Source organism: Bradyrhizobium sp. WSM2793 (genome assembly GCF_000379585.1).
Classification (GTDB): domain Bacteria; phylum Pseudomonadota; class Alphaproteobacteria; order Rhizobiales; family Xanthobacteraceae; genus Bradyrhizobium.
The window spans coordinates 409,857-430,182 of sequence record NZ_KB902768.1 but is presented as its reverse complement, the minus strand read 5'-3'; the positions used below and the strand labels follow the sequence as shown (position 1 = coordinate 430,182).

Below are 20,326 nucleotides of genomic sequence, written 5' to 3'. Positions count from 1 at the left end.
GGCACGGCGCTTACGCGCCTTTGCCCACCCTACCAGACCGTCAATGCGGCTACCGCCGCTGGTTATACACGTCGATACACACCGCCCCGAGCAGCACCAGGCCCTTGATGACCTGCTGATAGTCGATGCCGATGCCGAGGATGGACATGCCGTTGTTCATCACGCCCATGATCATGGCGCCGACCACGGCGCCGCCGACGCGCCCGACTCCGCCATAGGCCGAGGCGCCGCCGATGAAGCAGGCGGCGATGACGTCGAGTTCGAAGCCCAATCCCGCCTTCGGCGTCGCGGTGTTGAGGCGCGCGGCGAAGACGAGACCGGCGAGTGCGGCCAGCACGCCCATGTTGACGAAGGTGAGGAAGGTCAGCCGTTCGGTCTTGATGCCCGACAGTTTTGCCGCCTTCGCATTGCCGCCCACCGCGTAGACCTGCCGGCCGATCACGGTGCGCCGGGTGACGAAGCCATAGAGCGCGATCAGCGCGGTCATGATGACCAGCACGTTCGGCAGGCCGCGATGCGAGGCGATCAGATAGGTGAAATAGAGCACGGCGCAAGCGAGCAGGACGCTCTTGCCCAGGAAGAACGCATAAGGCTCGACCTCGATGCCGTGCGATTGCTCACGCGAGCGTCCCTTGGCGCTGGCATAGACGAGTCCGAGCGCGAGCACGGCACCGATCAGCATGGAGGTCGGATGCAGCGTGCCGGCTTCGGGCAGCAGCTCCGGAATGAAGCCGGAGGACAGTTTCTGGAAGGTCGCCGGGAACGGGCCGAGCGACTGCCCTTGCAGCACCGCGAGCGCGAGGCCCTTGAACACCAGCATGCCCGCCAGCGTCACGATGAAGGACGGAATGCCGAAAAAGGCCACCCAATAGCCCTGCGCCGCGCCGATCGCCGCACCCAGCAACAGGCAGGCGATGAAGGCGAGCGTGTAGTCGATCTTGTAGGTCACCATTAGCACCGCGGCCACCGCGCCGACGAAGCCGGCGACCGAGCCGACCGACAGGTCGATATGGCCGGTGACGATCACCAGCAGCATGCCGAGCGCCATGATGACGATGTAGCTGTTCTGCAGCACCAGGTTGGTCAGGTTGAGCGGCTGCAACAGCGTGCCGCCTGTCATGACCTGGAAGAACAGCATGATCGCGATCAACGACATCAGCATGCCGTAGTTGCGCAAATTGTTCTTGATGAAGCTGCCGTGCCGGCGCTCCTCGGGCAGCGATACCGTCTTGTCGGTCATGGCTGCATTCCTCCCATTTCCGCGGCCGCGGGCGCGGCGTTCCCAATGTTTCGTTCGTTGCGCATGATGGCGCGCATGATCTTTTCCTGCGTCGCCTCGGCTCCGCTGAACTCGCCGACGAAGGCGCCGTCGTTCATGACGCAGATGCGGTCGCAAATGCCGAGCAGCTCGGGCATCTCCGAGGAGATCACCACGACGCCGCGGCCGGCCTCCGCCAGCTCGTTGATGATACAGTAAATCTCGTATTTGGCACCGACGTCTATGCCCCGCGTCGGCTCGTCCAGAATCAGCACCTTGGGGTCGGTCATCAGCCATTTCGACAGCACCACCCTCTGCTGGTTGCCGCCGGAGAGCTGGCCGGTCTCCTGGTAGACGTCGGAGCAGCGGATGCGCATGCGGGTGCGATAGTCGCTGGCGATCTTCAGCTCGGCGATGTCGTCGATCACGCGGCTTGGCGCGACCTGGTCGAGGCTGGCGAGCGTGATGTTCTTGCGGACGTCGTCGGCCAGGATCAGGCCGAGCTGCTTGCGATCCTCGGTGACATAGGCAAGGCCGGCGTCGATCGCCGCCGCGACGCTCGGCAGCACCATGTCTCTGCCTTCGAGCCGGATGCTGCCGCTGATATGGGTGCCCCAGGAGCGGCCGAACAGGCTCATGGCGAATTCAGTGCGGCCGGCGCCCATCAGCCCGGCAATGCCGACGACCTCGCCGCGCCTGACGCCGAAATTGACGTTCTTGATCACCTGCCGCTCGGGATGGATGGGATGATAGACCGACCAGTTCGCGACGTCGAGCACGGGCTCGCCGATCTTCACGCTGCGCTCGGGGAAACGGTGCGCCATGTCGCGATTGACCATGCTGCGGATGATGCGGTCTTCCTGAATCGGCTCGGCGCGGCAATCGATGCTGTCGACGGTGCGGCCGTCGCGGAGCACGGTGATGTGGTCGGCGACCTTGGCGACCTCGTTGAGCTTGTGCGAGATCAGGATCGAGCCGATGCCCTGCTCGCGGAACGCCATCAGGCGTTCGAGCAGCGCGGCGCTGTCAGCCTCGTTGAGGCTCGCGGTCGGCTCGTCCAGGATCAGCATCCGCACCCGCTTGGACAGCGCCTTGGCGATTTCGACCAGTTGCTGCTTGCCGACGCCGAGATCGGTGATCAGCGTGTCAGGGGATTCCTTCAGGCCGACCTGCGCCAGCAGTTCACGCGTGCGCCGGTACACCTCGTCGCGGTCGATCACGCCCAGCTTTGAAGGCGGATGCGACAGAAAAATGTTCTCCGCGATCGACATCAGCGGGATCAGCGCCAGCTCCTGGTGGATGATGATGATGCCGAGCGCCTCGGAATCGTTGATGTCGCGGAAGCGCCGCTCCTCGCCGTCGAAGACGATGGTGCCCTCATAGCTTCCATGCGGGTAGACACCACTGAGCACCTTCATCAGCGTCGACTTGCCGGCACCGTTCTCGCCGACGAGCGCGTGGATCTGCCCGGCGTGAACCGAGAAGTTGACGTCGCGTAGCGCCTGCACGCCTGCAAAGCTCTTGCTGACGTTGCGCATCTCCAGCATGGCGGTCATCGTGTCATATCCCTCGATCGCTGTCGTTCACCTCTCCCCGCTTGCGGGGAGAGGTCGGATCGCATCGCAAGATGCGATCCGGGTGAGGGGGAGTCTCCGCGAGTCCCACTGCCACCTCGCTCGCGCCCCTCACCCTTCCCCTCTCCCCGCAAGCGGGGAGAGAGGAAGGAAAGAGTATTACTGGAACTGCGCCTTCTTGTAGTAGCCGCTGTCGACCAGCACCTTCTCCCAATTGTCCTTGTAAACCACGACCGGCTTGAGCAGGTAGGACGGCACGGTCTTGACGCCGTTCTCGTAGGTCTTGGTGTCGTTGACCGTGACCTGCTTGCCGGCAAGCGCGGCGTCGACCATGTCGGCGGTCACCTTGGCGAGGTCGCGGGTATCCTTGAAGATGGTCGAATATTGGTCGCCGCGCAGCATCGCCTTGATCGAGGGCACCTCGGCGTCCTGACCCGAAATGATCGGCATCGGCTGATCGGCGCTGCCGTAGCCGACGCCTTTCAGTGAGGAGATGATGCCGATCGAGATGCCGTCATAGGGCGAGAGCACGGCGTTGATCTTCTTGTTGCCGTAGTAGGCGCTGAGCAGATTGTCCATGCGGGCCTGGGCGGTGGCGCCGTCCCAGCGGAGCGTCGCGACCTTGTCCATACCCATCTGGCCCGAGCCGACGACGAGCTTGCCGCTGTCGATATAGGGCTTCAGCACGCTCATCGCGCCGTTATAAAAGAAGTAGGCGTTGTTGTCGTCGGGGGAGCCGCCGAACAGCTCGATGTTGAACGGGCCTTTGCCGTCCTTCAGCCCGAGCCCCTGCTCGATCGACTGCGCCTGGAGCACGCCGACCTGGAAATTGTCGAAGGTCGCGTAATAGTCGACGTTCGGCGTGCCGCGGATCAGGCGGTCATAGGCGATCACGGTGATGCCCTTCGCCTTGGCCTGCTTGAGCACGTCGGACAGCGTGGTGCCGTCGATTGCAGCGATCACCAGCGCTTTCGCGCCCTTGGTCACCATGTTCTCGACCTGCGAGAGCTGGTTCGGGATGTCATCCTCGGCATATTGCAGGTCGGTGTTGTAACCCCGCTCCTTCAGCACCTTGACCATGTTGTTGCCGTCGTCGATCCAGCGCGCCGACGATTTGGTCGGCATCGCGATGCCGACGGTCGCCTTGTCCTGGGCGGAGGCGGTGAGGCCTGTGGCCATCGTCGCAGCGCCGGCCAACGCCAGTGCGAGGAATGTCGTCTTCAGTTTCAGCATGTTTTACTCCCTTGGGTGTCAGACTGTTTCTTGATGTCGTCGAGAACGTCGTCGTCGTGGACTGCCTCTGGTCTCCTATGCGAGCTTGACGTCGGGCTCCGCGCGACCGCGCGCGGATGGCTCCAATAGAAAAGTGCAACCGGCTTGCGGATCGGCGGCACGCGCCGCCGCGTCCATATCCTGCCACGCTGACGTGACGAGGAGGCGCGACAGATCGGGGCCGACGAAAGCCGGGCAGCTTGCCTGCTTTGCCGGCACGCTCAGCGAGCGCAGACGCTCGCCTTGCGGAGAATAGACATCGATCCGGCTCGCGCCCCAGCAGGCATTCCAGATGTTTCCGTCGGCATCGCACACTGAGCCATCGAGGCCGCCGATACCGGTGTGTCGCAGCAGCACCTCCGGCTCGCCGCGCGGCAGGCCGGTCGCGGGATTGAGCGGGACTGCGTAGAGCACGGCGCGTACGGTGTCGGTGAAATAGCCAATGGCGCCGTCCGGCGAGAAGCAGATCGAATTGGGAATGCTGATGCGGGGAAACAGCGTCGAGATTTTGCCGCGGTGGAACGCGTAGATCGCCCCCGCCTTCGGCTCGGCCTTCTTGCCCATGGTGCCGATCCAGAACGTGCCGGACTGGTGCACACGGCAATCATTGGAGCGCGTGGCGGGCTTGTCCGCTTCGAGCGGAAGGAACAGCGTCATCGCACCGTCGGCGACCTTGCGGATGTAAAGCCCATCCTCGGCGACGATCAATTGCCGCTCGGCATCGATGCGCCCGAGCGCGCTCGCCATCCGGCCGAGCGCGTGGACGCGAATGCTGCCGCTGTCGAGTTGCGCCTCGAACAGCCGTCCCTCGCGAATGTCGAACCACCAGGCGGTGTCTGTGGTCACGTCATAGGTCGGGCCCTCGCCGAGATGACAGGGATCGTCCGAGAGAACTGATGTCGGCACCTGTTCCATCATGACGCCCTCACACCGAAACGATAGACCGTGTGATGCCGATAAACTCCGCCGGGATCGAGGCGCGGGCTCGGGAAATCCGGCCGGTTCGGCGCGTCAGGCCAGATGTGCGGCTCCAGGCACATGGCATCCGATTGCCGGATCAGCTTGCCGCCCTTCCCCGAAATCGTGCCGTCGAGATAGTTGCCGGAATAGACTTGCAGGCCGGGTTGGTCGGTGAACAGCTCCATGACGCGCCCCGCGCGCGGTGCCTCCAGCCGCGCTGCGAGCGCAAGCTTGCCGTCGCGCGCAAGGCAGTAGGTGTGGTCGTAGCCCCTGCCGTTGCGCAATTGCTCATCGCCTTGCCGGATACGTTCTCCCACGGGTCGAGGCTCGCGGAAGTCGAACGGCGTTCCCGCCACCGCGCGCGGCGGTCCAGGCAGCGGAATGGCGGTGGGGTCGATGGCGAGGAAATGCTCGGCGGCGACCGTCAGCCTGTGATCGAGAATGGGCGTGCCTGACGTCGCGCCTTCCAGATTGAAGAAGCTGTGGTTGGTGAGGTTGACGATGGTGGGACGGTCGGTCCGCGCCTCCATGCTCAACGACAATTCGGTCGGGCCGGTGACGCGATAGGTCAGGCGGACATCGAGCTGGCCGGGATAATTCTCCTCGCCATGCGGACTTGTGTAAGTGAGCGTCACCCTGGGCGCGGCGCCGTCGTCGATCTCCGCAATCTGCCAGAGCTTGCGATCAAAACCGTCGAGGCCGCCGTGCAGCGCATTCGGGCCGTTGTTGACCGGGAGCTGTACCGTTTCACCGTCGAGCGAGAACTGTCCGTTGGCGATACGGTTGGCATAGCGGCCGACGGTGGCCCCAAGGAACTTTCGCTCCGCGAGATAGCCGGCGAACGCATCATGGCCGAGCACGACATCGTCGTGACCGCCCTTCGCATCCGGCGCAATCAGCGCCTGGATCACCGCGCCGTGGGTGATGATCCGCGCCTCGAAGCCGCCCTCGCCGCGCAGCACGATGCGCTCGACTTCGCGGCCGTCGGGCAGTGTTCCGAAGATGTCTTTTGTGATTTTTGATGCGGCCATGTCTAATCCACAAACGGTTCGACCACGGTGCGCCTGCCGAGCAGGAACGCGTCGGCGACGAGGCGAAGCGGCGTCAGATCGACGTCGCTTGCGCCGGTCGCCGCGAGCTCGACGAAGCGCCGGTAGAGTCCGCGATATTCCTCATCGGGCGCCTCGGCAAGCACCTTGCCGTCGACCTCCATCCGCGCGCCACCGCTGGACAAAGTCATCCGGCCCTGGTCCGTTTCGACGACGATATCCCAGCTCTGCGGTCCGGTCTGGCGGAAATCGAACTCGGCGGTGACAGCAAGGCCATCGATGTCGGTCAGCGTCAGGTTCGCCGCAATCGGTGCCTGGCAATTGGCGGGAAACGCCAGCTCAGCCGCGGTGACGAACACGGGTTTCGGCAGGATCCTGGTCAGGATCGACAGCGCGTTGATGCCGGGGTCGAACACGCCGAGGCCGCCCGGCTCCCAGATCCAGCCCTGCCCGGGATGCCAGACGCGGACATCTTCCTTCCAGCTGATGTGCACCGACTTGATGCGACGCTCAGTGAGCCATTGCCGCGCGGGCTCGACCGCCGGCGCATGGCGTGAATGCCAGGTCGCAAACAGCGTGCGCTTTGCCTCCGCCGCCATCGCGATCAGCGGATCGAGTTCGGCGACACCGATGCCCGGCGGCTTCTCCAGCATGACATGCTTGCCCGCCGCGAGCGCCGCGGCGGCCTGAGCGCGCCTCACCTGCGGCGGCGTGCAGAGCGAGACCGCATCGATCGGCGGTCCCTTTTCCAGCAGCTCCTCGATGGTGGCGAAATGCGGCAGTCCCGGCAGCGAGGCGTTACGGCTGGCAATCGCCGCCAGCCCCGCGCCCGGCACGGCGGCGATTGCGCCGACATGCTGGTCACGCGCGATCTTGCCGAAGCCGACGATGGCAATGCGGAGTTCCGTCACGATCCCTCTCCAGATTCCACGGAGGCCGGTGCGGTCTCGATGACCGTGCCCTCATGGCGATGCATGCCGTTGTGAATGACGAAAATCATCGCCTCAGAGGCGGCCTCCGCATCGCCGGCCGCAATCGCATCGACGATCTTCTGGTGCCAGAGCAACACCGTGTCGCGGTCTTCCAATTCGACCGGCGCGCTCAGCAGGAACGAGGCGCGAAGCGCGGCCTCGATGACGTGGCCGATCGAGCGCATGAACAGGTTGCCGGAGGCGCGCGCCACGGCGACGTGAAGTGCGAGGTCGGCATCGGCAAAGCCGACCGAATCGGACGCTTCGAGCCGCATGCGCTCCATGCTGCGCCGAAGTTCGGCCAGATCCTCCTCCGACCGCTGCTTGGCCGCCAGCATGGCCGCGCGCGGCTCGACCGCGAGACGGATCTCGGCGAGGTCATTGAGGAAACGCTTGTCGATACCGGCGTCAAGATGCCAGGCCAGCACGTCGGCGTCGAACATGTTCCAGGCGGCGCGTTCGCGCACGACGGTTCCGACGCGCGCCTTGGTGGTCAGCAGGCCCTTGGCGACCAGGGTCTTCACGCTCTCCCGCAGCACCGGCCGCGACACGCCGAACATCGCGATCATCTCGGCATCACCAGGCAGGCGCGTCCCTTCCGCGTAGCGGCCGGCGATGATGTCGACGCCGATCGAGCGGGCGACCTCCGCATGGTTGGAGTGAGCCCGCCGCGTCGGGATGACGACGATGCGCGATGTCATGTGGCGGCTCCTGCGCTCTTCGCCAGCGGCCGGCGCGCGAGCGCGACCAGACCCTGCTGCAAGGCAATGAAGGCGAACAGCAAGATGCCGGTCGCGATCTTGGTCCACCAGCTCGACAGCGTGCCGTCGAAATTGATGTAGGTCTGGATCAGGCCCTGGATCAGCACGCCGAGGAAAGTACCGATCACCGAGCCCTGCCCGCCCGTGAGCAGCGTGCCGCCGATCACGACGGCCGCGATGGTGTCGAGCTCGACGCCGACGGCGGAAAGCGAATAGCCGGCGCTGGTGTAGAACGAGAAGACGATGCCGGCGATGCCTGCGAGCAGGCTCGACAGCATGTAGATCTTCACCGTCATCTTGCCGACCGCAACCCCCATCAGGCTCGCTGTCGTCCGGCTGCCGCCGAGCGCATAGACATTGGCGCCGAACCGGGTGAGATGCAGCAGCAAGGCTCCGCCGATCACGATCGCGAGCATGATGATCGCAATCGCCGTCAATCGCCCGCCACCCGGCAATCGCAAGGCGAAGTCCGACACGGTGGAATAGATCGGCGCGGTGATCGGTATGGATTCGGTGGAGAGCAGGAAGCTCGCTCCGCGCGCCAGGAACATGCCGGCGAGCGTCACGATGAAGGGTGGCAAATCAAAGACATGGATCACCGCGCCCATCGCCGCACCGAAGGCCGCCGAGAGTGCGAGGACGACGACGAAAGCAACCAGCGGCGGCATGCCCCAGCGCTCGATCGCGAGCGCAACGAAGACGGTGGCGAAGCCGATCACCGAGCCGACCGAGAGATCGATGCCGCCGGAGATGATGACGAAGGTCATGCCGGCCGCGACGATGCCGAGGAAAGCGTTGTCGGTAAGGAGATTGCCGACGACGCGGGTCGAGGCGATGTTGGGAAACTGCACCGCGCAGGCGGCGAAGCCCGCGACCAGCACGATCGCCGTGATGAGGGCAGGCGGCAGACCTCTCATGCTTTCGTCCTCCGCAGCCGCGCGGCGATGCCGGCAAATCCGGTCAACTTGGGCGATTGCAGCAACAGCACCGTGAGCACCACCACCGCCTTGACCAGCAGGTTGAACTCCGGCGGATAGCCGGACAAAAGGATGCCGGTGTTCATGGTCTGGATGATCAGCGCGCCGAGGACGGCCAGCACGAGGCTGAAGCGGCCGCCGAACAACGAGGTGCCGCCGATCACCACGGCCAGAATGGCATCGAGCTCGAGCCAGAGGCCGGCATTGTTCGCGTCCGCCCCCATGATGTCGGCCGCCGCGATCACGCCGGCCAGCGCGGCGCAGACGCCGCACCAGACATAGACCGACAGGATCATCGCACGGGTGCCGACACCGGCAAGCTCGCTCGCGCGCGCATTGCCGCCGGTCGCCTCGATCAGGAGGCCGAGCGCGGAGCCCCGCACCACCGCGCCGGTCAGGATGAGCATGCCCAGGGCAATCACCACCGGCACCGGCAGTCCGAGCACCGAGCCATTTCCGAGCCAGACCAGATCCGGCGAGGAGAACGTCACGATGCGTCCCTCGGTGATGAGCTGGGCGATGCCGCGTCCCGCCACCATCAAAATCAACGTCGCCACGATCGGCTGCATGCCGAGCACCGCGACGAGGAAGCCGTTCCACAGGCCGCAAATCAAGCCCGCGCCGAGTGCTGCCGCCAGCACGACGGCCAGACTGTGAGTGTCGGCGAGGCTCGCTGCGATCGCGCCCGCGATCGCCATGACGGCGCCGACCGAGAGATCGATGCCGCGCGTCGCGATCACCAGCACCATGCCGAGCGAGAGCAGCGCCACCGGCGTGCCGCGGTTGAGCACGTCGATCAGGCTGCCGAACAGACGGCCGTCCTGGAGGCGCAGGTCGAAGAATTGCGGCGACACCACGCGATCGACCGCGAGGATGACGATCAGCGCCAGGATCTGGGCAAGGCCGCGGCGCGGCAGCAGCGCTGTCATGCGTGGGCCTCAAGCGCAACAGCGACGCTGTCGGCGGCAATGGCGGCGAGAATGTTGCCGACGTCGATCGCCTCGCCCGCGAGCTCCTCGATATGGGCGCGGTCGCGCAGCACCACGACGCGGTCCGAATAGGTCACGATCTCGTCGAGCTCGGAGGAGATCACGAGCAGCGAAAGCCCGTCGTCGCAGAGCTCGCGGATCAGGCGGATGATCTCGGCATGCGCGCCGACATCGATGCCGCGGGTCGGCTCGTCCAGCACCAGAAGCCGCGGCGAGGTCGCGAGCCAACGCGCCAGCAGAACCTTCTGCTGATTGCCGCCGGACAACAGGCCGACGGGGCGCTCAGCATCGGGCGGACGGATGTCGAGCATCTTGACGTAACGGCGCGCGATCTCGTCCTGCTCGCGGCGCGACAGCGGCCGATGCAGGCCGCGCTTGGCCTGGAGCGCGAGCACGATGTTCTCGCGCACAGTGAGCTCGGCGACGATGCCGTCGGTCTTGCGCTCCTCCGGGCAATAGCCAAAGCCGTGGCGTACGCCGTCGCGGGGCGACTGCAGCCGCACCGGGGCACCCTCCACCCTCGCCTTCCCGACATCGGCGCGCTCGGCGCCGAACACCAGCCGCGCCGTCTCGGTCCGGCCCGAGCCGAGCAGGCCGGCGAGACCGACGACCTCGCCATGGCGCAGCTCGAGATTGAACGGCGCGACATAGCCGGCCTTGCCGTAATTCTCGAAACTCGCGCAGATTTCGCGCACCTTGTGCTCGCCCACTGATACGCGCGCGCTGGTGGTTTCGGCCAATTCGCGGCCGAGCATCAGCCGTATCAGCTCGAGCCGGGGCAGCGAGGCGGTCTCGCGCTCGCCGACGAGGCGGCCGTTACGCAGCACCGTGATGCGATCGGAGATCTCGTAGACCTGGTCGAGGAAGTGGCTGACGAAGACGATGCCGATACCGCGCTTCGCGAGCTGCCGCATGATGCCGAACAGGATCTCGACCTCGTGGCGGTCGAGGCTCGCGGTGGGCTCGTCCAGGATCAGCACGCGCGCGGACAGGTCCACCGCGCGGGCAATCGCTGTGACGTGCTGCACAGCGACCGAATAGGTACCAAGCGGCGCAGCCACGTCGATATCGAGGCCAAACTCCGCAAGCAGCGCCTTGGCGCGGCGGCGCATCTCGCGCTCGCGCACGATGCCGAAGCGCATCGGCTGGCGATCGAGGAACAGGTTCTGCGCCACCGACAGATTCGGCAGCAGGTTGACTTCCTGGTAGACGGTGGCAATGCCCGCTGCCAGCGCTGCCTTGGCCAAGCGCGGCGCGACCTCTTCACCGCCGATCCTGACAATGCCGGCATCGCGCGGGAATACGCCGGTGACGACCTTGATCAGCGTGGATTTGCCGGCGCCGTTCTCGCCGAGCAGCGCATGGATCTCGCCGGCGCGCAGCGTGAAGTCGACCTCCTGCAGCGCGCGCACAGCGCCAAAGCTTTTGCTGATCCCGCGCACCTCAAGAAGGGGCAGAGCAGGATCGGGGCTGTTCTGCATGGCAAATTCACTCCCACGGGTGCCCGCCATTGAAGCGGACACCCAGCCTAGCCGTTCGTGCAGCGGTTTCGAAGGGGGGGCCGAACCACTGGAAGCGGTCCGGCGCGGAGCCCGCCTCAGTAACCGAGGCCCTTCTTGCTGTCGTAGATCTTCTGCGGATCATCGGCGGCAGTATAGAGCTTGGACTCGGTCTGGATCCATTTCGGCGGAACCGTGCCCTTGCCCTTGAAGGCTGCGACGGCATCGAGCGCCGGGCCCGCCATGTTCGGCGTCAGCTCCACCGTGGCGTTCGCTTCGCCGGCAACCATCGCCTTGAAGATATCGGGGACCGCGTCGATCGAAACGGTGAGGATGTCCTTGCCAGGCTTGAGGCCGGCTTCCTTCATCGCCTGAATCGCGCCCACCATCATGTCGTCGTTGTGGGCGTAGACCGCGCAGATGTTCTTGCCGCCGCCTTCGGCCTTGATGAAGCTTTCCATTACCTCCTTGCCCTTGGCGCGGGTGAAGTCGCCGGTCTGGCTGCGCACCACCTTCAGGTTCGCGTGCTTGGCGATGGCGGTGTCGAAGCCTTTCTTGCGGTTGGTGGCGACGCTGGCGCCGACCGTGCCCTGCAGCTCGACGATGTTGCAGGCCTTGGCGCCGACCGTCTTGGCCAGCCAGTCGCCGGCGACCTCGCCTTCATGCACGCTGTCCGAGGTTACGGCGGTGAGATAGAGTTCCTTGCCGGACGGATCGATGTCGCGGTCGAGCAGCACGACCGGGATCTTGGCTTCCTTGGCCTCCTTCAGCACCGAGTCCCAGCCGGTCGAGACCACGGGCGCCAGGAAGATCGCATCGACGTTCTGCGCGATGAAGGAGCGGATCGCCTTGATCTGGTTCTCCTGCTTCTGCTGCGCATCGGCGATCTTGAGATTGACTTTGCGCTTGGCGGCCTCCTGCTTGGAGACCGACGTCTCGGCGGCGCGCCAGCCGGATTCCGATCCGATCTGCGAGAAGCCGATGGTGAGCTCGGCGGCATTCGCCGGCAGCGCGAGCAACAAGGCGGCCGTGGCGCTGGCCGCAAAGAGGGCTTTGAGGATCATCAGGCGAGTCTCCCAAAATGTTATCCGGGGCGCCGATTGGTAGCATGGCACCCGCAGGCCGGCCTTTGAGGCGGCGGGAGGGACTATTTCATGGAAGATGGGTTCCGACTAGTCATATTATTTGACTATTTGAAGGAAAACGCGCCCGAGCGGCGGCAAGCGGTTCTAAGACACGCCAAGCGCGATTTTGTTCCACCGATGCAACGGGAAGATGAAGGAAGTTTGTGGTTGGGTCCAGGCCGCGGACACCGTCATGGCCGGGCTTGTCCCGGCCATCCACGCCTCATCTCGCATGACGAAGAACGTCGATGCCCGGGACAAGCCCGGGCACGACGGCCTCATAGACGTTCACTTGGGAGATCAGCTGCGAGACGTGAAGCGTTAAATCAACTTCCGCTGCGCCAGGTTCTTCATCAGCGCACCAATGCCGAAGGTCCAGGGCTCGCACTCGTCGCTGGTGCGCATGCGGTTGACGAGCTTGCCGAGTTGCGGCGCTGCGATCGTGACGATGTCATCGCGCTTGTGGGTGAACCCCTGCCCCGGCGCATCGCGATCCTTGACCGGCGCGAACATCGTGCCGAGGAACAGCACGAAGCCATCAGGATATTGATGCACCTTGCCGATGGTCTGCTCGACCAGGTCGGTCGGATCACGGCTGATCTTGCTGATCGAGGAATGGCCGTCGAGAATGAAGCCGTCCGCTCCCTTCACGTTCAGGCTGATGTCGAGCTTGCGCGCATCGTCGAGCGTAAAGCTGTCGTCGAACAGGCGCAGCAGCGGTCCGATCGCGCAGGAGGCGTTGTTGTCCTTGGCCTTCGACAGCAGCAGCGCGGAGCGTCCTTCGAAGTCGCGCAGATTCACGTCGTTGCCGAGTGCGCCGCCGACGATCTTGCCGCGGCTCGACACGAACAGCACGAGCTCCGGCTCCGGGTTGTTCCAGGTCGATTTCGGATGCAGGCCGGCATCCATGCCGGTGCCGACCGAGGACATGGTCGGCGCCTTGGTGAAGACTTCGGCATCGGGACCGATGCCAACCTCGAGATATTGGCTCCAGGCGTTCTGATCGATCAGCACCTGCTTCAGATGCATCGCCTGGTCGGAGCCCGGCTTGAGCTTTGACAAATCGTCGCCGATCAGCCGCGTCACCTCCTTGCGGATCGCTTCGGCAGAGGCCGGATTGCCCTTCGCCCGCTCCTCAATCACGCGCTCCAGCATCGAGATGGCAAAAGTCACGCCAGCAGCTTTCAGCGTCTGCAGGTCCACGGGCGCAAGCAGCCACGGCTTTTGGCGATCGCGCTGGTCCGGCGCCGTGTTGGCCACGATGGCGTCGAGATCGCCGATGCGCTCGCCCTTGGTCAGGCTCAGCGCCTTGGCTGGGTTGCCCTCTTCGCAGAGCGCGCTGATGGTCGGAAATCTTGCGGTGACGTCGAACACGCCATCGCCACGGACGGCGACCACGGCCGGACCGTTCGCCTGCGGCAGCCAGACGCGGCCGGCGAGTGTGCCGCGTGTTCCGTCCTCGGGGAGAAGGTCTTTCACCGTCAATATCGTCATGGCCGCGCCCTCACTGTTTCTCGGATCAGCCGCAGCCGATCATATTGGCGAAGAGCAATAAACTTCTGGCGGGGGAAGTCCAGAGAGCGCGCCCTTCACTTGAACCAATGCACCAGTGCGATGCTGATTCCGAGCAGCAGCATCAGCGACAGCGTCACCGCGGCCGTCACCCGCCCGCCGACATTGGCGAGCACGCGCACGTCGACGCCGAGTCCGAGGGCCGCCATCGACACCACAGTGAGAAAACTCGTGATCTTGGTCACCGGCCCAACCACCGTCCCCGGCACGATCTCGAGGGAACGCAAGGTCGCCAGCGCCAGAAAGCCGAGGATGAACCAGGGCACGAGGCGGAAGAAGCCGACGCTGGTCTTCTTGGCATCGCTCTGCCAGCGCGAGGCAACCAGCGACAGGCCGACGACGACCGGCCCGAGCATCAGCACACGCATCAGCTTCACGAGCGTGCCGATCTGCGTCGAGACGAGCCCGGCCGGGACCGTCGCGGCCAGCACCTGCGGCACCGCATAGACCGTGAGGCCGGCGAGGATGCCGTATTGCGTGGCAGACAATTGCAACAGCGGAATCAGCAGCGGCAGGCCGAGCACCATCATCACGCCAAGGATCGCGGTGAAGGAGATCGAGGATGCGATCTCGTCATTGTTGGCGCCGATAATCGGCGCCACGGCGGCGATCGCCGAATTGCCGCAGATCGAGTTGCCGCAGGCGATCAGGATCGACAGCCGCGTCGACAGGCCCATCATCCGGCTAATGCCAAAGGACACGCAGAGTGCAATCACCACGACGGCTGCGATCGACGCCAGCAGCGCGACGCCGGAAGCCGCGATGGCGGCGAAGCTGATCGAGGCGCCCAGCAGCATGACCGCGACTTCGAGCAGCTGTTTTGCGCTGAAGGCGATGCCGGCCTGCCAGCGCGGCGCGGGTTTCCAGAAGCTGCGCAGGGCCATCCCGAGCAGGATCGCCATCACCAGCGCCTCGACATAGGGATGCTCGAACACCCCGAGCTCAGCCCTTTCTAGCAGGGCCGAGACACCGGCGACGGCGATACAGAGGAGGATGCCTGGAATCAGTGCGAAAATACGGCTCGCGGCGGTGGCCGGCTTGGCATCGGCCGGGCTGGATGCTTGATTCTGCGACACAAATCTCTCCCAGGGGAGAAAGATTTATACGCAGCGCCAGCTCAATGGGGAATAAGTTTTCGACATATCAGGGCCGAGGGAAGTTCTGTCCTCAACCCGGAATAAACGGCCTCAGAAGATCAGGCTCTTGGCGAGCGAGGCCACACGGCTGAACCCGTCGTAGACGCCGGGTTCGAAGAACGCTGCACGCGCGAGCACAATTCCGGCCACGAGCGACCAGAACAGGCCGGTGCCGACCCGCAACAGGAGCTTTGACGCGCGCGACTTCGGCTGGGCATCCGTTGCGGACACCAATTGCTCGCCGAAGGGCTCAAATCCAGTGCGTTCCATAGCAGGCCAATCCATCAATTCGTGGCTGAAATGTCGTCTTTTCGACCCCAAACAGCAATGGAAGCGATTGGCTTTTTTGGTCCCCCGCGGGGAAACTCCTTCCGCCGGAATGACCCCGGACAACCGTTTTCTTCTTCGGGCCTATTCGGGCACCGCCCGCCGGGCTCAAAGGGCCAGATAACGCCGGCGGATCGCCTCATTGGCTTTCAGCTCGTCGATTCCGGCGGCGTAGACGATCTGGCCCTTGTCGATGATCGTGGCGTGGCTCGCGAGCCCCAGGCAGAAATGCATGTTCTGCTCGGCGATCAGCACGGTCGATCCGATGCTTCGAAGCTGCCGCAACAGCTCGCCGATCCGCTGCACGATGATTGGCGCGAGCCCCTCGCTCGGCTCGTCCAGCAGCAACAGCGCCGGATTGCCCATCAGCGTGCGCGCGATGGCCAGCATCTGCTGCTCGCCGCCCGAAAGACGGCCGGCAATGCGATGGCGCAGCGGCTCCAGCAGCGGGAACACCTCATAGATGCGCTTGATCGGCCATTCGTCCTGGCCCTCCGGCCCCCTCTTCTTTCCGATCACGAGATTGTCCTCGACGGTGTGCTCCGGAAAGATCTGGCGGTCCTCCGGCACGAAGCCGAGGCCGGCACGCGCGATATGGTGCGGCTTCCAGCCGGAGATCACCGAGCCGCGGAGGCTCACCCTGCCGCGCCGCGGCGGCGCCAGCCCCATGATCGCCTTCATGGTCGTGGACTTGCCGGCGCCGTTGCGGCCCAGCAGCGCCATGGTCTCGCCCTGCCGCACCGAGAGGCCGACGCCGAACAGGATCTGGCTGGTGCCGTAATAAACGTCGAGATCGACGACTTCGATGACGACAGAACTCATGCGGTCGCTCCAGCATGCTCGGTGCCAAGATAGGCCTCGATCACGGCGCTGTTGTTGCGGATCTCCTCGGGCGTGCCGGTCGCAAGAATGCGGCCATAGCAGAGCACGACGATTTTGGGCGCGATCTTGAACACGATGTCCATGTCGTGCTCGATGAAGACGACGGTGATCTTCTGGGTCTCCCAGAGCTCGCGCACCTTGTCGATCATGCGCCAACGCTCTTCCGGCCCCATCCCGGCGGTGGGCTCGTCCAGCAGCAGCACTTTTGGTTCGAGCACCAGCGCAAGGGCAATATCGAGCAGCTTCTGATCGCCATGCGACAGTGTCGCGGCGGTGCGATGGCGTTTGCCCGCAAGGCCGAGCAGCTCCATCACGTGCTCGGCGCGGTCGCGCGTCTCCGCCAACGGAAAGCGCTTGTGCAGCACCGCCGAGCTGCGCTGGTCGGCACTGACCGCAGCGAGCATTGTTTCCTGCACCGTCAGCGACTTGAAGATGCTCGCAACCTGGAAGGCGCGGCCGATGCCGTGCCGGACGATCTCCGGCGGCGAGCGGCCGGCGAGATCGACGCCGTCGAGCAGCACCTGGCCGGTGTCAGGCTTCAACGCGCCGGTGATCAAATTGAAGAACGTGCTCTTGCCGGCGCCGTTCGGACCGATCACCGCGGTAAGCGAACCGTCGGGGAAATCGAGCGAGACGTCGTTGGTTGCCTTCACGCCGCCAAAGGACTTTGCGAGGTTGCGGATCTCCAGCATCGTTAGCGGCCCTCGCCTGCGTCGCGCCGCTGCGAAAACCATTCCGCGACGAAATCCAGCAAGCCTTTGCGCAGGCCCAGCGCGAAGAACAGGATGACAACGCCGAGCACGATGCCATGGTACTCGGTGAACCGCGTCACGGTGTCGTTGAGCAGCAGCAAGAGCACGGTGCCGACCATCGGCCCGAGGAAGGTTGAGACACCGCCGAGCATGTTGATGAAGATGCCTTCACCCGAGATGGTCCAATAGGCGAATTCCGGATAGGCCCCGGAAACGAACAGCGCCATCACCATGCCGCCCATCGCCGCGAACAGCGCTGCCAGCACGAACACGGTGAGCTTGGCGCGCCAGACGTCGATGCCGAGAAAGCTCGCGCGCGCGGCATTGTCGCGGATCATCCGCAACGTGTAGCCGAACGGCGATTGCGCGATCTGGCGCATTCCGAGCAGTCCGAGGATCAACAGCGCGCAACTGGCGATGTAGAGATGGACGTGGTTGGCCAGATCGATGCCGAGAAAGACCGGTCGCGGAATGCCGCCGCGCAGGCCTTGGTCGCCGCCGGTGAAGGAAGCCCAGGACAGGATGGTCGAGTGGATCAGCATCTGGAAGGCGAGCGTGACGAAGGCGAAATAGATCTCCTTGAGCCGCACGCAGATCGCGCCGATGACGGCCGCGACGAGCGCCGTGATCGCCAGCGTCGCCACGAAGGCGACCGGAACGGGCACGCCGAGCTTTTGCATGATCAGGCCGAAACTATAGGCGCCAAGGCCGAAGAACATGCCATGGCCGAACGAGGTCAGGCCGGTGTAGCCGACCAGTAGGTTGAGTGAGGTCGCGAACAGCCCGTAGGCGGAGCAGCGGATGACGAAATCGAGCAGCGCCTTGCTGCCCGTCAACAGCGGCAAGCTCGCCAGCACGGCAAAGGCGATCAGCGCGATCAGGACGTCGCGATAACGTTGCAGCACCGAGCCACCGCGCACGGGTGCCAGCCCTTGCGCACGTCCGGCCTCCAGCTCGGTCATGCCGCCTCCTTGCCGAACAGGCCGGTGGGTTTCGAGACCAGCACGATCACCATGAACAGATACATCAGGCCTTCGGTGAACAGGGGAAAGCCGAGCGAGCCGAACGAGCGGATCAGGCCGAGCAGCAGCGCGCCGATCAGGGCGCCCAGGATCGAGCCCATGCCGCCGATCACGGTGACGATGAAGGATTCGATCAGCACCGAGAATCCCATGCCGGGCGTCAGCGAGCGCACCGGTGCGGCGAGTGCACCCGCGAGCCCCGCCAGCATGCCGCCGAGCGCGAACACGCCGCCATAGATCAAGCCGGTGTTGATGCCGAGCGCGGACACCATGCCGGGATTCTGCGCGGCGGCGCGGATCACCTTGCCGATCCGGCTGCGCGACAACCCGATGCCGAGCACGATCGCTGCGACCAGCGCGACACCGATCAGCAGCAGGTAATAAGGCGGCACCACGCCTCCGGCGATGAACAGCGGCATCACCTGGAACGCGGACGGCATGCCCATCGACTTGAATTCCGGCCCCCAGATCAGGCGCACGACATCGTCGAAAATCAGCACGAAGGCGTAGCAGACCAGGAGCTGCATCAAGACGTCGGCGCCATAGACGCGGCTCATGAAGACGCGCTCGAAGATCAGGCCGAGAATAGCGGTGCCGGCAGCGCCCGCCAGCATCGCCAGCGCGAAACTGCCGGTGAGCTGATAGGCGGTCATCGCGAAATAGGCGCCGAACATGTAGAAGGCGCCGTGGCTGAAATTGACCACCTTGAGCACGCCGAAGATCAGCGTCAGCCCGACCGCCACGAGAAACAGCAGCATGCCGATGATGAGGCCGCTGGTGGTCTGCGTCACCAGGCAGGCGGAACTGGAGAGGCAGCCGGCAAGCGCGTCGAAATCCACGAGAGCACTTTCATTATCGGGCGCCTGACACGGCGCGAAAAATCAAACGAAACGGCGAAGACGGTCGCCCGTCTCCGCCGCACATCAGATCAGGTGTAGCCCTTGCTCTTCTTCCACTCGGCCTCCAGCTCGAAGATCGTCTTCCAGTCGCCCGCCTTGACCTCCGGCACATATGGCTCCTGCGGGATCGTGGTGCCCCAGCCGATGGCGTAGCCGACCAGCGTGTGGTCGTCGCCGCGCATCGTCACGGTGCCGTCGGCACCGAACGGGCACTTGATGGTGAGGCCCTTCAACGCCTCCGCGATCTTCTTGCCGTCGGCGGAGTTCGCCTTCTTCGCGGCTTCCGCCATCAGCATGATGGCGGTGGCGTTCTCCCATGACCAGTTGGTCGGATATTCGTTGTACTTCGCCTTGTAGGCGTCGCCCCAGGCGGCATTCTCCGGTGTGGTCGGGAAGGTCTTGATGTAGCGGTTGCCGGAGTGGATGCCCTTGGGCAGGTTCTTCACGACAGTGAGCGCGGTGTAGTCGGCCATGTTGACCGCGAACACCTCCATCTGGCCGAACATCGCGTAGATGTTGGCCTGATCGATATAGGAGGTGAGATCGCCGCCCCACAGGCAGGAATAAAGCGCCTGGGGTTTGGCCTGAAGGATCTTCGTCACCACCTCGGTGTAGTCGGGCTGGAACAGCTTGGGCCAGGACTCGCTGATGATCTCGACCTCGGGCGCGAAGCGCTTCAGGTACAGCGTGAACTCCGCCGTTGTGTCGCGGCCATAAGCATAATCGGGCGAGCAGGTCGCCCATTTCTTCAGACCCTTGGTCTTGGCGATCGCCGCGGCATAGCTGCCGCCGATGATGGAATCGTGCACGCCCTGTCGCGCAGTGCGGAAGGCATTGGGAATGTGCTGCTTCGGGTCCGCAGTCAGCGACGAAGTTTCCGAATTGGTGTGGATGCAGAACACGCCGAGATCGCGTGCAACCTCATGCACCGCGAAGGCGCCAGACGAGGCTTCGGCGTCGATCAGCAGCTCACAGCCATCGGTATTCACGAGCTCGCGCGCGACGCGGGCGGCTTCCTGCGGCTGGCCCTTGGAATCGCGGATCACCATCTCGATCTGCCGGCCGCCGAGGCCGCCGGCGACGTTGACCTTCTCGACCTCGAGCATCACCGCATTGCGCGAGGACGTGCCGAGCTGGGCCACGCGGCCCGACAGGATCGTCGGCATACCGATCTTGATGGTCTTGGCTTGCGCACGCGCCACCCAAGGCGCGGCAACGCTCATCGCACCGGCGCCCATCAGCGCCAACGTTGAACGGCGGCTGATGCCCGGCGTGCGGGTCCTCGTCATTTTTCCCTCCCTC

The 20,326-nt window shown here is 64.6% G+C and carries 19 protein-coding genes; all 19 read right to left on the bottom strand.

All coding sequences use genetic code 11. From position 1 onward, the window contains the following. Positions 1–49 precede the first annotated feature (49 nt). Positions 50–1,240, bottom strand: coding sequence for a multiple monosaccharide ABC transporter permease (mmsB, locus tag A3AS_RS0101895; protein ID WP_018315912.1), 1,191 nt, complete (start codon positions 1,238–1,240; stop codon positions 50–52). Further along, positions 1,237–2,814, bottom strand: a complete 1,578-nt coding sequence (gene mmsA / locus A3AS_RS0101890) for a multiple monosaccharide ABC transporter ATP-binding protein (RefSeq protein ID WP_018315911.1) — start codon at positions 2,812–2,814, stop codon at positions 1,237–1,239. The genes mmsB and mmsA overlap by 4 nt, the downstream gene beginning before the upstream one ends. A 177-nt stretch (positions 2,815–2,991) precedes the next feature. Beyond that, positions 2,992–4,065: a multiple monosaccharide ABC transporter substrate-binding protein gene (gene chvE / locus A3AS_RS0101885; protein WP_018315910.1), complete on the bottom strand. Its 1,074-nt coding sequence runs from the start codon at positions 4,063–4,065 to the stop codon at positions 2,992–2,994. 75 nt (positions 4,066–4,140) lie between these two features. Further along, complete coding sequence (locus tag A3AS_RS0101880) at positions 4,141–5,019, bottom strand: SMP-30/gluconolactonase/LRE family protein (RefSeq protein ID WP_026201571.1); 879 nt, start codon at positions 5,017–5,019, stop codon at positions 4,141–4,143. Further along, positions 5,019–6,095 (bottom strand): aldose epimerase family protein, encoded by a 1,077-nt coding sequence (locus A3AS_RS0101875; protein ID WP_018315908.1) that lies wholly within the window; start codon positions 6,093–6,095, stop codon positions 5,019–5,021. The genes A3AS_RS0101880 and A3AS_RS0101875 overlap by 1 nt, the downstream gene beginning before the upstream one ends. 2 nt (positions 6,096–6,097) lie before the next feature. Beyond that, positions 6,098–7,024, bottom strand: a complete 927-nt coding sequence (locus A3AS_RS0101870) for a Gfo/Idh/MocA family protein (RefSeq protein ID WP_018315907.1) — start codon at positions 7,022–7,024, stop codon at positions 6,098–6,100. Beyond that, the gene (locus A3AS_RS0101865; RefSeq protein WP_018315906.1) at positions 7,021–7,785 is read right to left on the bottom strand and encodes a FadR/GntR family transcriptional regulator; all 765 of its coding nucleotides are present in this window, start codon (positions 7,783–7,785) and stop codon (positions 7,021–7,023) included. Before A3AS_RS0101865 ends, A3AS_RS0101870 begins: the two co-directional genes overlap by 4 nt. Beyond that, entirely contained in the window at positions 7,782–8,762 is a 981-nt protein-coding gene (gene yjfF / locus A3AS_RS0101860; RefSeq protein WP_018315905.1) for a galactofuranose ABC transporter, permease protein YjfF, read from the bottom strand. The genes A3AS_RS0101865 and yjfF overlap by 4 nt, the downstream gene beginning before the upstream one ends. Continuing rightward, entirely contained in the window at positions 8,759–9,751 is a 993-nt protein-coding gene (locus tag A3AS_RS0101855) for an ABC transporter permease (RefSeq protein ID WP_018315904.1), read from the bottom strand. The genes yjfF and A3AS_RS0101855 overlap by 4 nt, the downstream gene beginning before the upstream one ends. After that, on the bottom strand, positions 9,748–11,292 hold the full coding sequence (locus A3AS_RS0101850; protein WP_020508593.1) for a sugar ABC transporter ATP-binding protein: 1,545 nt from the start codon (positions 11,290–11,292) through the stop codon (positions 9,748–9,750). The genes A3AS_RS0101855 and A3AS_RS0101850 overlap by 4 nt, the downstream gene beginning before the upstream one ends. A gap of 116 nt (positions 11,293–11,408) precedes the next feature. Then, positions 11,409–12,374, bottom strand: a complete 966-nt coding sequence (ytfQ, locus tag A3AS_RS0101845) for a galactofuranose ABC transporter, galactofuranose-binding protein YtfQ (RefSeq protein WP_018315902.1) — start codon at positions 12,372–12,374, stop codon at positions 11,409–11,411. A gap of 381 nt (positions 12,375–12,755) precedes the next feature. Beyond that, a complete protein-coding gene (locus A3AS_RS0101835; RefSeq protein ID WP_018315900.1) occupies positions 12,756–13,928 on the bottom strand; it encodes a fumarylacetoacetate hydrolase family protein in 1,173 nt (390 codons plus the stop codon). Positions 13,929–14,023: 95 nt separating this feature from the next. Continuing rightward, the gene (locus tag A3AS_RS0101830; RefSeq protein WP_018315899.1) at positions 14,024–15,082 is read right to left on the bottom strand and encodes a YeiH family protein; all 1,059 of its coding nucleotides are present in this window, start codon (positions 15,080–15,082) and stop codon (positions 14,024–14,026) included. Between the two features lie 111 nt (positions 15,083–15,193). Continuing rightward, the gene (locus tag A3AS_RS0101825; RefSeq protein WP_018315898.1) at positions 15,194–15,412 is read right to left on the bottom strand and encodes a hypothetical protein; all 219 of its coding nucleotides are present in this window, start codon (positions 15,410–15,412) and stop codon (positions 15,194–15,196) included. 165 nt (positions 15,413–15,577) lie between these two features. Continuing rightward, entirely contained in the window at positions 15,578–16,291 is a 714-nt protein-coding gene (locus A3AS_RS0101820; RefSeq protein WP_018315897.1) for an ABC transporter ATP-binding protein, read from the bottom strand. Continuing rightward, positions 16,288–17,043 (bottom strand): ABC transporter ATP-binding protein, encoded by a 756-nt coding sequence (locus A3AS_RS0101815; protein WP_018315896.1) that lies wholly within the window; start codon positions 17,041–17,043, stop codon positions 16,288–16,290. The genes A3AS_RS0101820 and A3AS_RS0101815 overlap by 4 nt, the downstream gene beginning before the upstream one ends. A gap of 2 nt (positions 17,044–17,045) precedes the next feature. Continuing rightward, positions 17,046–18,065 (bottom strand): branched-chain amino acid ABC transporter permease, encoded by a 1,020-nt coding sequence (locus A3AS_RS0101810; protein ID WP_018315895.1) that lies wholly within the window; start codon positions 18,063–18,065, stop codon positions 17,046–17,048. Beyond that, positions 18,062–18,964 (bottom strand): branched-chain amino acid ABC transporter permease, encoded by a 903-nt coding sequence (locus A3AS_RS0101805; protein WP_018315894.1) that lies wholly within the window; start codon positions 18,962–18,964, stop codon positions 18,062–18,064. The genes A3AS_RS0101810 and A3AS_RS0101805 overlap by 4 nt, the downstream gene beginning before the upstream one ends. An 89-nt stretch (positions 18,965–19,053) precedes the next feature. Continuing rightward, complete coding sequence (locus A3AS_RS0101800; protein WP_018315893.1) at positions 19,054–20,313, bottom strand: ABC transporter substrate-binding protein; 1,260 nt, start codon at positions 20,311–20,313, stop codon at positions 19,054–19,056. Positions 20,314–20,326: the final 13 nt, after the last annotated feature.

Excerpts from the sequence above, each read along its gene's own strand:
- mmsB (WP_018315912.1), bottom strand. The coding sequence starts at position 1,240 with ATGACCGACAAGACGGTATCGCTGCCCGAGGAGCGCCGGCACGGCAGC.
- mmsA (WP_018315911.1), bottom strand. The coding sequence starts at position 2,814 with ATGACCGCCATGCTGGAGATGCGCAACGTCAGCAAGAGCTTTGCAGGC.
- chvE (WP_018315910.1), bottom strand. The coding sequence starts at position 4,065 with ATGCTGAAACTGAAGACGACATTCCTCGCACTGGCGTTGGCCGGCGCT.
- A3AS_RS0101880 (WP_026201571.1), bottom strand. The coding sequence starts at position 5,019 with ATGGAACAGGTGCCGACATCAGTTCTCTCGGACGATCCCTGTCATCTC.
- A3AS_RS0101875 (WP_018315908.1), bottom strand. The coding sequence starts at position 6,095 with ATGGCCGCATCAAAAATCACAAAAGACATCTTCGGAACACTGCCCGAC.
- A3AS_RS0101865 (WP_018315906.1), bottom strand. The coding sequence starts at position 7,785 with ATGACATCGCGCATCGTCGTCATCCCGACGCGGCGGGCTCACTCCAAC.
- yjfF (WP_018315905.1), bottom strand. The coding sequence starts at position 8,762 with ATGAGAGGTCTGCCGCCTGCCCTCATCACGGCGATCGTGCTGGTCGCG.
- A3AS_RS0101855 (WP_018315904.1), bottom strand. The coding sequence starts at position 9,751 with ATGACAGCGCTGCTGCCGCGCCGCGGCCTTGCCCAGATCCTGGCGCTG.
- A3AS_RS0101850 (WP_020508593.1), bottom strand. The coding sequence starts at position 11,292 with ATGCAGAACAGCCCCGATCCTGCTCTGCCCCTTCTTGAGGTGCGCGGG.
- ytfQ (WP_018315902.1), bottom strand. The coding sequence starts at position 12,374 with ATGATCCTCAAAGCCCTCTTTGCGGCCAGCGCCACGGCCGCCTTGTTG.
- A3AS_RS0101835 (WP_018315900.1), bottom strand. The coding sequence starts at position 13,928 with ATGACGATATTGACGGTGAAAGACCTTCTCCCCGAGGACGGAACACGC.
- A3AS_RS0101825 (WP_018315898.1), bottom strand. The coding sequence starts at position 15,412 with ATGGAACGCACTGGATTTGAGCCCTTCGGCGAGCAATTGGTGTCCGCA.
- A3AS_RS0101820 (WP_018315897.1), bottom strand. The coding sequence starts at position 16,291 with ATGAGTTCTGTCGTCATCGAAGTCGTCGATCTCGACGTTTATTACGGC.
- A3AS_RS0101815 (WP_018315896.1), bottom strand. The coding sequence starts at position 17,043 with ATGCTGGAGATCCGCAACCTCGCAAAGTCCTTTGGCGGCGTGAAGGCA.
- A3AS_RS0101810 (WP_018315895.1), bottom strand. The coding sequence starts at position 18,065 with ATGACCGAGCTGGAGGCCGGACGTGCGCAAGGGCTGGCACCCGTGCGC.
- A3AS_RS0101800 (WP_018315893.1), bottom strand. The coding sequence starts at position 20,313 with ATGACGAGGACCCGCACGCCGGGCATCAGCCGCCGTTCAACGTTGGCG.